Here is a 10,395-nt window from a genome sequence, read left to right as displayed (position 1 = left end):
GGTTGTGCGGTAGATTTTCTGTGTAGGCTTCTTCATTTGAAAATTATATCGCTGAAAAAGCCTTTACAGATAGGTTTGTGCAACAAAGCCCATTTTATGTATTTCATGACGAACAAATTAAAATTGCACATATATATTTTGTATACTTAGAGTATACCCTAAAGTGACAATCTAAAAGTTCGTAAAAGCATGTCTCATTTAAATGATTTTTAATCATAAGTAACATGTAACTTTGGTATTAAAGATTTATAATTTACGAAATTGTTCATTTTTATCCAATTGGGGCATGAAAAAGTGAAAGGTCAAAAAGTAGGTTATGTCCGGGTCAGTTCAGTCGAGCAAAATATGGGACGTCAACTTGAGGGAATTGAAGTCGATCGAATTTTTGTTGATCGCGCTTCAGGTAAAAATACCGATCGACCTAAATTTCAGGAAATGTTGAACTATGTCAGGGAAGGCGATCAAGTTGTTGTACATTCCATGGATCGTTTTGCGCGAAGCCTAAAAGATTTGGTCACTGAAGTAGATAAACTGGTCAAACGAGGGATCGCCATCCAGTTTGTAAAAGAAAATATTACTTTTACGGCCCAATCCACTCCGATGGATAATTTGATGCTGCAACTGATGGGTGCTTTTGCACAGTTCGAACGTGAGATCATTTTAGAACGGCAAAAGGAAGGAATTAAACTAGCCTCTACTCAAGGAAAGTACAAAGGCCGGGTACATAAATTAAAACCCGACCAAGCTGAAGCTTTACGGCAGGCATGGAAGGAGGGGAAGTACCCTTCAAAAATGGCATTAGGCCAGGCATTTGGAATTAGTCGCCAGGCGGTATACCGCTATTTAAAAGACAGTGAGTAACTCATTGAAATTTGCGAATAGACTTAGTTTCACGATGAAAATCGTGAAACATTGATTAAATAATAAGTGCAGAAAGCAAAGAATCACAAAGTTTCCGGCCTATAAATTTTTGATTTAGCAATAATTAAATCCCTTACAATTCAAATTTTTCAGCAACGACTTATCTTTGTTAAAATAGTATTAATTTATTTTTTTTAGGACAAACATTAACAAAATTACAAATTTGTAATTTGGTTGTCATTTAGGTGTATATATCTAGGAATTAGTATATGAAGAAATTATTTTTTGGTCCAAGATATGATTAGATTCAATAATATATATATGAAGATTGTTTTAGTTATTTTTACTATAGTTTTTTCAACCAGTAGTTTTGCTGATGGGGGACTTCGTTTCTTAGAGAAAAATTTAGAAATAATTAACAATGAAAAAAGCAAAGGGTGTGAAGAGAATTAATTCAAAATTATAATGAAGCACATATAACTAGGAAAACTAAAAATTAGTTATTTTTAGTATGGTGTAACTAAGATTAATTAATTTTTTTAAATCGAATGATAAATATATTTATTGTTTTTAATTTATTCTTTACCATTTTCAAATTTTTAAATAATCCGAAAAGACTATTTTAAACTTTAGGGTTACATATGCTCCTATACATAGGCAGGAATAAATATGCAACTTAGTATATTTGCAACAATAGTACTGGAAAGATTCATGTAATAATGCTTAAAACTCTCTAATTAGTTAGGGAGGCATTGGAATTGGAGAAAAAAGTAAAGTGCCCACTAGCAAATGTGGTTATTGGAGGAATTATCTCATCAACCCTTCTTATGTTGGTTTTATTACCAATATTGTCCCGGTGGATAAATGAAAAGAAAGCTTCTTGACCAATTATAGTAAGCAATTTTTAGCAGAAATATTGAGGCTTACTCAAGTCTCTCAGCTAATCGTAAATAGAATAAGGAAACTATTGTATGTCAGAAGATCATTCTCAGAGCCACGCGGCTGTTACTGAAGAGAATAGTAAGAAGTTAATATTTACTGTAGGTTTGACCACTACGTTTTAATCGTAGAAATTATAACCGTTTTTATTACTCAAAGTTTAACTTTTGTGATTATCTAAAAACACATAGCGGTCGAATGGCCATATTAACTGACTTAAAATCAGTCGCATACTTTAATGTAGCGGTTCTGATAGCACAAAAGTTCGCAGCATGAAAACGGAACCGGCATAATTGATTTATAGTGAACCCATACACTAAGCATAATGATTTAGAGGACGATAATCCCAATGAAAAAATTCCTTTTAGGAGCTGTTGCCGCATCTGTTTTGGCCTTTTCAGGTAGTGCTATGGCCAATTTTGTGGCAGGTCAGGACTATCAGGTGGTCGCAAAACCAGTCAAAGTCGAAAAACCGGGCAAAATTGAGGTACGTGAATTCTTCTGGTATGGCTGTGGTCACTGTTTCACGTTGGAACCGCATATGCAGGACTGGTTGAAAAAATTACCCAAAGATATCCGTTTTGTACGTACACCTGCTGCAATGAACCCGCTTTGGGAACAGGCTGCACGTGCTTATTATGTTTCAGAAGCCCTGGGTGTGCGTCAAAAAGCACATTTACAGTTATTCCATGATATTCATGACAAGCAGCGTCCAATTTTAGAACAGGCACAATTGGCCAAGTTCTATACCCGTTATGGTATTTCTGAAGAGAAATTTAACACGACTTATAAATCATTCCCGATTTCGTCAAAAATTGCTCAGGCAAAAAATTTGACTGCTCAATATCAGTTAAGCGGTGTACCAGCGGTGACCGTGAATGGTAAATATATTGTGCAGGGCAATGATGCCAAAGTAATTCAGGTGGTGAATTACCTGATTGAAAAAGAGCGTAAAGCCAAATAAGACGCGATTGATTATCTCTAAAAAAAACCTGCATCGAATCTGCAGGTTTTTTTATTTAAACTGGAGGAATGGTTATTTACGTCCTGACTGCCGGATCTGGTGTTTCTATCGGCGGGCGATACCAGTGTAAAATTCCTCGGAATAAGAGCTGCATCTGCAACACGCTTTGCGCTTTAAAGTCATGGGATTGAATATGAATCGTGGATTGTATCTTTACCAGTTCATACCCGATATCTTCATTCAGAAAATGAATTTTCCTTTCTATTTCAACACGCAGAATTGCCGAGGCGCCCCGACGCTCTACAACAAACAAATTCTAATCTAAGATTTACATAAATAGACTGATAAAGTTTAAAAGGAATAAATATTAATTTAAACAACATGGAAATTCTTGTTAATTTCAACAGAAATATGAACAATCTCTTCATGAATTGACAAAGCTTTACGAACTACCTCTGCTGTTAAGGAGTCATTAACTGTATTTAGGGATAAAATACATGAAAATTTACTTCTACCTACTTTCCAGACATGCAGATCAGTAATCGTAATTTGGTTATCTAATTCCTCTACAACTTCCTGAATCTCCTTTACTACAGGATGTTCCATCTCTGCATCAAGCAATGTTTTACCTGTTTCTCTAATCAATCCCCAAGACCATTGTGCTACAAGCACTGCACCTACGATCCCTAGAATTGCATCTAAAAAATCCCATCCAAAATACTTCCCTGCGAAAAGTGCAATAATCGCTAATACAGAAGTTACTGCATCTGCTACTACATGAAGAAAAGCGGCTTTCTGGTTTAAGTCATGGTCATCATGAGAGTGATGATGATCGTGGTGGTGGTCATGGTCATCATGAGAGTGATGATGGTGGTGGTGACCATTTTCACGTAGTAACCAGGCACAAATAAAATTAACGATCAAGCCAACAATCGCAATTGAAATTGCCTCGTTGTAGTGAATATTCACAGGATTGAATAAACGTTCTATCGATTGAACACCCATGAATACAGCAACAACCATCAATAAAATGGCACTCGAATATCCAGCTAAGATTTCTATCTTCCATGTACCGAAACAGAATCTCTGATCACGAGCATATTTTCGAGCCATTTTATAGGCAAAATAAGCTAAGCCCAATGCCAACATATGAGAACTCATATGCCATCCATCAGCCAATAAAGCCATGGAATTAAAGAACCATCCTCCAAAAATTTCAAACACCATCATTACACCAGTGAGGATGGTTGCGATTAAAATTTTCTTTTGTGCTAAAGGATTTCCTTCGTCAAATTGATGCGAATGGTCACTTTTAACATTATTTAGATATTGCATTTTATTGCACCACAATTAATACTCCCCCATAGTATATGTTCTTGAGGTTGAATAGTATGTCTCACTTAAATCAGAACAAAAAAATTTTAAATCGGATTAGACGAATTCAAGGTCAAACTAATGCCCTTGAACAGAATATTTTAAATTCTGAAAATTCTTGTATTGAGGTATTACAGCAAGTTGCAGCAATTAAAGGTGCGATAAATGGCTTAATGAATGAGTTAATAGAACTTCATCTTAGAGAACATGTACTCGGTGATACTGAGGAAATAAAGGAAAAAGAACTGAATGAATTTTTAGCTTTAGTTAAACGCTACTTATAACTTTAAAGCACAGTCTTTTAAATAAAAAAACTGTGTGCGCACCTATTAATGACAGTGGTAATCACCAGTTTTACTGTTGGTATGACAACCCTGTGAGTTCGTTCCCCCAGAATGAGCATTCGCATAGGTAAATGACATGCCTATAAAGCATATTAATAAAATTCTTTTCATCTTAATCCCTCTCAAATAATTAGAATATCAACTGTATGATATTTAATAAAAGCCAACATGGCTTAGACTATTTCCAAATATATAAAGTAAAGCCAACAAAACTTTAAATGTATATAAAAAATGGTTAAATAATTGCAAGGGGGGCTTTAAAACGTTTTAATCGTAAAGCATTTCCTAGTACAAATATTGACGAGAGAGCCATTGCACCAGCAGCAAATACAGGAGAAAGTAGCAGTCCAAATTGCGGATAAAGTACACCTGCTGCAATAGGAATCAGAGCTGCATTGTAAACAAATGCCCAAAATAAATTTTCACGAATATTGGTTATAGTCGCTTTGCTTAAAGCGATAGCATTTGGCACTCCTTTCAGGTTGCCAGACATCAAAACCACATCAGCAGCTTCAATAGCTACGTCTGTACCTGTACCTATTGCTAAACCAATATCTGCTTCTGCAAGTGCAGGGGCATCATTAATGCCATCTCCAACATATGCGAGTTTACCATATTGATTTTTTAATTTTTTAACGGCCTCTATTTTACCTTCTGGTAAGACTTCTGCAATAACCTCATCAATACCTAGTTTTTTTGCAATCGCTTGAGCTGTATGACGGTTATCACCTGTAATCATGGCAACCTTTAAACCTAACTGATGTAACGCTTCAATTGCAGCAAATGTTGATTCTTTAATTGGATCTGCTACAGCAATAATGGCAGCAAGTTTCTGGTCAATCGCAACATAGAGAGGGGTTTTTCCTTCTTCTCCCAAACGATCCGAAAATTGAGAAAAAACATTAGGATTCAAACCTAGTTTTTCCATATATCGATCTGCACCAATATGAACCAAATGTTCAGACACCGTTGCTTCTATTCCATAGCCCGTGACTGACTTGAAATCAGCAACAGGAGACAGGATTAATTCCTTATCTATAGCGGCTTGTACAATTGCTCGAGCAATAGGATGCTCAGACTTTGATTCAACGGCTGCCATAAGTGAAAGTACGGCATTGTATTCAAACCCTTCTAAGACATGCAGATCGGTTAAAATTGGTTTCCCTTCAGTCAGGGTCCCTGTTTTATCAACAGCAACCACTTTAGTTTCTTTGAGCAGCTGCAAAGCTTCCCCTTTACGGAATAAAACACCCATTTCAGCACCACGCCCAGTTCCCACCATGATTGATGTAGGCGTTGCAAGTCCCATTGCACAAGGACATGCAATAATGAGTACCGCAACTGCATTAACTAAGCTAAACGTTAGGGCTGGCTCAGGGCCGAAGATAAACCAAGTAATAAAAGTTAAAAGAGAGAGACCCATTACTACAGGTACAAACCACATGGTAATTTTATCAACCAATGCCTGAATAGGCAGCTTGGAACCCTGCGCCTGTTCAACCATTCGGATGATTTGAGAAAGCACTGATGAACTACCAACAGAGGTGGCTTTGATATTTAAGCTGCCACTTTGGTTAATTGTTCCTCCTACCACAGTAGAGCCTATCGTTTTTTCAACGGGCATAGGCTCGCCAGTAATCATGGATTCATCAATAAAACTTTGGCCGTGAATAACTTCACCATCGACAGGGATACGCTCGCCTGGTCTAATCTCTACAATCGTTCCTGTTTGAACTTCGGCAATCGGAACTTCTATCACCTGATTATTGAGCTGTATTCTGGCAACTTTAGGCTGCATTCCAACTAGATGTTGAATTGCTAAAGACGTTCGGCCTTTTGCCTTGGCTTCAAAAAATCTACCTAATAGAATTAAAGTGATAATAACCGCTGCAGCTTCATAATAAACATTGACCGTGCCTTGTGGCAGGACACTTGGAAAGAAAGTAGCAACCACTGAATAAAGATAAGCAGCCAATGTTCCTACAGCCACCAAGGAATTCATGTCTGGTGCTAAGCGGAATAAACTTGGGATGCCCTTTTTAAAGAAGCGTCGGCCTGGAAAAATTAATGCTACTGTGGTCAAGAAAAATTGCATTAACCAGCTATTTTGTTGGCCAATGTTATCCATCATAAACGTATGAAAGGCGGGAATCAGGTGTGATCCCATTTCTAAAATAAAAACGGGTAGAGTCAATAAGACTGACAAAATTAAATCTTTTTTAAGTTTTTCTAATTCAATATTTTTTTTATCTTGAAAGCTTTCCGTAGTTTGATGAACTGACTTTGCTTCAAACCCTGCTTTGGTGACAGCCTGAATTAACGAGTCACGAGTGACAGATGAGCTTGCCTGAATAGTCGCTTTTTCAGTAGCCAGATTTACATGAGCTGATTCCACACCCTCAACAGATTTTAAGGCCTTTTCTACTCGACCTACACAAGAAGCACATGACATACCCTCAATCGTAAGCTCTATTGGTTGCAGCGCTTCCACTTCGTAGCCTGCTTTTTCTACGGCTTTAATTAAAGTAGCGCGATCAAGTGGTTGATGCGCATAAATGACTGCTTTTTCGGTAGCCAGATTTACATGAGCCGATTCAACACCCTCAACAGATTTTAAAGCTTTTTCCACACGGCCTACACAAGAAGCACATGTCATCCCCTCAATCTCTAATGTTTCACTGTAGTGTGGCGTATCAGTCATTTCGGTACTCATATACGATCTCTATCATTTAGATATGCTGAGTTCTATATGCGAAGATCAGCTCGAACCAAGATTAGGGGGAATTCAGGGATTACTTTTATTTCAAGCAAGTACAGGTTTTATCTGTACGATGAGGAAAATAAGAGAGAGTAAAAGTGGTAAGGAATTCCCACTGTTACTCTAACAGAGATTAAGCAGGATCAGCTGTAAATCCACGCTCACTGAGAGTGGCAATGACTTGATCCTGACTCACCGTTGTGTTGATTTCAACAATACGGTTTTGTAAATCAATATCGAGTGAGGCATTCGAGTCGAGCTCTTTAATTGCGGTAGTAATGCCGCGTGCACAACCACCACAAGTCATATTAGCGATGTGAAATTTCATATGTTGCTCCTTTTTAACAAAACATTTGTTTAAAACATTAGAACAGTAACTCTAAACTCTCACCATACAACCAGCCTTTTTCTGAATCAGTTACTCGCTGTAACTTGGTCTGTTTACAACCTTACAGTTTTCTTCAGAGTATTCCAAAGAAGAGTGTTCTAATGACTACAGTAAAAGTACTTAACCAACATTAATGTGACTTTAAAATGACATTTTTGTCATCTACGATCACTCTGAAATTTATAAGATTAGTTATTTCAATCAATGGTAGTGAACTGAATAGATGAGACCGTTATGGGTTGAAGATAAGCTAAAAACCGGTGACTACCTTTATGTATAATGCCTCATGATGCGATTTTACTGTTCTGATTGTCGTAAGTTGGCAGTCCAGTAGAAACTTTATTGCTCAGCTACAAAAGATAAATGCAGTAATGTTAAATTTCCTCAATTCCCTTATTTTGAAATTCTCTTATTCAATACCCACGACAGTGGTTATATAGCCTGTTGTTAATAGAATTGATAGACCTAATAACATCTCAAATAAAATGGCATGACTAAGGTGTTTAGCGAATTTAGGATGTTGAAGACGCGGGGTGAAATACCATTTGTTGAAGGCAGCTAAAAGTAGAATACCTATAACAAAAAACATTTTAACCATGAAACCATAGCCATATGCAGTATTGATTAAGGTATTAAAATCTTTAATTAAAAGAAGAGCTACACTAGCGCCACAGGCGATTAATATCCCAACAATGAAAGCAGCAATACGTCCAAATACATGCATGCGATCTTTTAAAGGTAAACCACTTATTTCCCGGCTGGTTTTCCATAACGGATATAAAGACCCCATCCATAACGACATAACTAGAATATGGATTGATAATAAAATTTGAGCAAGTAAGGTTAAATTAGCGACATGTCCGAGCTGGGAAAAACTAAAAATAATCGGGAGAAGTAAAACACAAAATATTGAACTTTCAATTATAGAAAACTGACCTTTGTTCCTGTTAAGTTTAACCACCATGAGAAGAAGTAAAAGAGCAAAACTAATAGAACGAAGAACGTATATATACCCCGTCGGAGTATTAACCAATATATTAATATACGTGGGGTCCACCATACCTGTAATACCAGTATTGGCAAAACTACCAATCAGAATAAAAAATCCCAAGGTACTGGAAATTAGGCCTAATCCAGCGCCAATTGTAATATATTTAAGAATCGATTCTTTTAGTTCAAGATATTGTCTAAGTAAAAAATAGCAAAAGGCTCCACCAACGACAAAAGCTAAACTTAAATATAAAATAACCTTAGTTAACCAAGTGGCCCACATCCAATATTCAGAAATCATTATTTTTGTCCATTCTAGAACAACATGCCAGCACCTCACTGACATGTTGAAAGGTAATCAATTCTTATTTAGTTGATTTGATAGTGAAACTATATTCACCATTCATGTTGTGGCCATCTTTCCCCATTGTTGTCCAGACAACGGTATATTTACCTTTTTTCAGTTTCGGAAGAGCGACATCAAAGGATTTCTTTAAGTCATGAGTAACTTCATATTTTAAAGGAACATCTCTTCGCTGAGCATCCAGTAACTTAATATTCATCAACATAACCTCTGCACCAAAGTTAAGGGTCAAGTTCTTTGGTTGACTAAGGACAGATGCATTTTCCGCAGGAATCGCACTCACTAAACTCACATGAGCGAACGTAGTTGTAGTAGCCACAATCATCGTTGCAGCTACTAAAACATGACGTAGAGCAGTCATTTTATTTTGAAATAATTTCATTTACGTTTCCTCTTGATTCGTTAGTTCATTAGAGATGACTTTATAAAATCTGTATTTAATGAGACCACATCATCTCCTCTTATATTTCAATTATTAGTGAGAGACAGAAACAGAGGGATGACTTCAAAATTACATTTTTGTCATTTTTAAAATTTAAAATCTTTAACTATTAAAATAATCTTATTGAAAAATAATGATCATTTAACAAACAAATTATGTAGGTGGTTGATTTATGAAATGTAGTAATCATTTTGTCTAAGAAAATAGTAGCTATTTAATTTTTTATATTTTAGTTTAAATATAAACATGTTATGTTTAATTTGATCTAATATAAATTTATGGGCTAAGCACATGACTCAAACACGTCCAAGAATGACCAAATTATTTGAACAGCTTGGTTTAGCTTCTACTGAAGAAGCAATTGCAAAATTCATAGAGAGCCATCAGCTAGCTGGAGATGTTTTTTTAACACAAGCAATTTTTTGGACTGATGCTCAACGTCATTTTTTAGAAGAAAAACTACACTCTGATGGTGAATGGACGACAGTGATTGATCAATTAAATGAGTCTTTACATGAAAATTCAGTAAAATAATTTTCCGTTAGTATTAAGGATCTACATTCTTCCCTGCATTGAATACAACTCATTCATACAGTAGTACTGTTTTGGAGATGGAATCTCTATTATATAAGTAGTAGATTCCTTACTCTGAAATTTGGATTATAAACCCTGAACCGTACCAGGTTTGTCGGAGACTTTTTTATTTAAGTTAGGCCACCTGACCTAACGGGTTAATCTTATCATAGTACATTGCTTCAAACTCAAAAGGCGATACATAACCCAGTGCACTGTGTACACGCTTTTTATTGAACCAATCTACCCAGTTTATTGTCGCAAGTTGTACATCCGCTAAACCTTGCCAATCTGCTTTTAGATATTCAATCACCTCTGTTTTGTATAAGCCATTCACCGTTTCAGCCAAAGCATTATCGTATGAATCACCAGTCGTACCGACTGATGCTCGTAAATTT

Annotated in this window: 11 protein-coding genes and 2 pseudogenes; 6 read left to right on the top strand and 7 right to left on the bottom strand. The window is 36.3% G+C overall.

Annotated features, from left to right (window positions below; translation table 11 throughout):
• The first annotated feature begins 294 nt into the window (after positions 1-294).
• The 4 genes and pseudogenes from NI470_RS15140 to NI470_RS15135 all read left to right on the top strand — a co-directional run bounded on the left by NI470_RS15140 (position 295) and on the right by NI470_RS15135 (position 2,764).
• A complete protein-coding gene (locus NI470_RS15140; protein WP_213687804.1) occupies positions 295-861 on the top strand; it encodes a recombinase family protein in 567 nt (188 codons plus the stop codon).
• 767 nt (positions 862-1,628) lie between these two features.
• Positions 1,629-1,745 (top strand): annotated as a pseudogene (locus tag NI470_RS15935) (hypothetical protein); the annotation flags it as partial.
• A gap of 87 nt (positions 1,746-1,832) precedes the next feature.
• A pseudogene (locus tag NI470_RS15855) lies at positions 1,833-1,972 on the top strand (cation diffusion facilitator family transporter); the annotation flags it as partial.
• 177 nt (positions 1,973-2,149) lie between these two features.
• Complete coding sequence (locus tag NI470_RS15135) at positions 2,150-2,764, top strand: thiol:disulfide interchange protein DsbA/DsbL (RefSeq protein WP_004668326.1); 615 nt, start codon at positions 2,150-2,152, stop codon at positions 2,762-2,764.
• A gap of 372 nt (positions 2,765-3,136) precedes the next feature.
• Here the strand turns inward: NI470_RS15135 and dmeF are convergent, their stop codons facing one another.
• A complete protein-coding gene (gene dmeF, locus NI470_RS15130; RefSeq protein ID WP_034438686.1) occupies positions 3,137-4,099 on the bottom strand; it encodes a CDF family Co(II)/Ni(II) efflux transporter DmeF in 963 nt (320 codons plus the stop codon).
• Positions 4,100-4,155: 56 nt separating this feature from the next.
• Here dmeF and NI470_RS15125 point away from each other — a divergent pair, with 56 nt between their 5' ends.
• Entirely contained in the window at positions 4,156-4,422 is a 267-nt protein-coding gene (locus NI470_RS15125; protein ID WP_005248679.1) for a metal/formaldehyde-sensitive transcriptional repressor, read from the top strand.
• Positions 4,423-4,467: 45 nt separating this feature from the next.
• On the opposite strand, the gene NI470_RS15120 is transcribed toward NI470_RS15125, so the two are convergent.
• The 5 genes from NI470_RS15120 to NI470_RS15100 form a co-directional block, all read right to left on the bottom strand.
• Positions 4,468-4,560, bottom strand: a complete 93-nt coding sequence (locus NI470_RS15120; RefSeq protein ID WP_151809984.1) for a YHYH domain-containing protein — start codon at positions 4,558-4,560, stop codon at positions 4,468-4,470.
• 157 nt (positions 4,561-4,717) lie between these two features.
• Positions 4,718-7,195: a heavy metal translocating P-type ATPase gene (locus tag NI470_RS15115; RefSeq protein WP_004281880.1), complete on the bottom strand. Its 2,478-nt coding sequence runs from the start codon at positions 7,193-7,195 to the stop codon at positions 4,718-4,720.
• 178 nt (positions 7,196-7,373) lie between these two features.
• Positions 7,374-7,568, bottom strand: coding sequence for a heavy-metal-associated domain-containing protein (locus NI470_RS15110; RefSeq protein WP_004281879.1), 195 nt, complete (start codon positions 7,566-7,568; stop codon positions 7,374-7,376).
• A 469-nt stretch (positions 7,569-8,037) separates the two neighbouring features.
• Entirely contained in the window at positions 8,038-8,919 is an 882-nt protein-coding gene (locus NI470_RS15105; protein WP_253148878.1) for a copper resistance D family protein, read from the bottom strand.
• A 64-nt stretch (positions 8,920-8,983) separates the two neighbouring features.
• The gene (locus NI470_RS15100) at positions 8,984-9,364 is read right to left on the bottom strand and encodes a copper resistance CopC family protein (RefSeq protein WP_005021626.1); all 381 of its coding nucleotides are present in this window, start codon (positions 9,362-9,364) and stop codon (positions 8,984-8,986) included.
• A gap of 351 nt (positions 9,365-9,715) precedes the next feature.
• Between NI470_RS15100 and NI470_RS15095 the strand changes: the two genes are divergently transcribed.
• Positions 9,716-9,958: a DUF2789 family protein gene (locus NI470_RS15095; protein ID WP_004281876.1), complete on the top strand. Its 243-nt coding sequence runs from the start codon at positions 9,716-9,718 to the stop codon at positions 9,956-9,958.
• 175 nt (positions 9,959-10,133) lie between these two features.
• Here NI470_RS15095 and NI470_RS15090 read toward each other — a convergent pair.
• Positions 10,134-10,395 (bottom strand): integrase core domain-containing protein (locus tag NI470_RS15090; protein ID WP_253148888.1); only part of this gene is annotated, 262 nt, incomplete at its 5' end.

The sequence above is a fragment of the Acinetobacter lwoffii genome, assembly GCF_024129115.1.
GTDB classification, from domain to species: domain Bacteria; phylum Pseudomonadota; class Gammaproteobacteria; order Pseudomonadales; family Moraxellaceae; genus Acinetobacter; species Acinetobacter lwoffii_T.
This window is presented reverse-complemented; position numbering and strand designations above follow the sequence as displayed.

Bases quoted from the DNA above. Each gene is read 5' to 3' on its own strand.
- NI470_RS15135 (WP_004668326.1), top strand. From the start codon at position 2,150: ATGAAAAAATTCCTTTTAGGAGCTGTTGCCGCATCTGTTTTGGCCTTT.
- dmeF (WP_034438686.1), bottom strand. From the start codon at position 4,099: ATGCAATATCTAAATAATGTTAAAAGTGACCATTCGCATCAATTTGAC.
- NI470_RS15125 (WP_005248679.1), top strand. From the start codon at position 4,156: ATGTCTCACTTAAATCAGAACAAAAAAATTTTAAATCGGATTAGACGA.
- NI470_RS15120 (WP_151809984.1), bottom strand. From the start codon at position 4,560: ATGTCATTTACCTATGCGAATGCTCATTCTGGGGGAACGAACTCACAG.
- NI470_RS15115 (WP_004281880.1), bottom strand. From the start codon at position 7,195: ATGAGTACCGAAATGACTGATACGCCACACTACAGTGAAACATTAGAG.
- NI470_RS15110 (WP_004281879.1), bottom strand. From the start codon at position 7,568: ATGAAATTTCACATCGCTAATATGACTTGTGGTGGTTGTGCACGCGGC.
- NI470_RS15105 (WP_253148878.1), bottom strand. From the start codon at position 8,919: ATGATTTCTGAATATTGGATGTGGGCCACTTGGTTAACTAAGGTTATT.
- NI470_RS15100 (WP_005021626.1), bottom strand. From the start codon at position 9,364: ATGAAATTATTTCAAAATAAAATGACTGCTCTACGTCATGTTTTAGTA.
- NI470_RS15095 (WP_004281876.1), top strand. From the start codon at position 9,716: ATGACTCAAACACGTCCAAGAATGACCAAATTATTTGAACAGCTTGGT.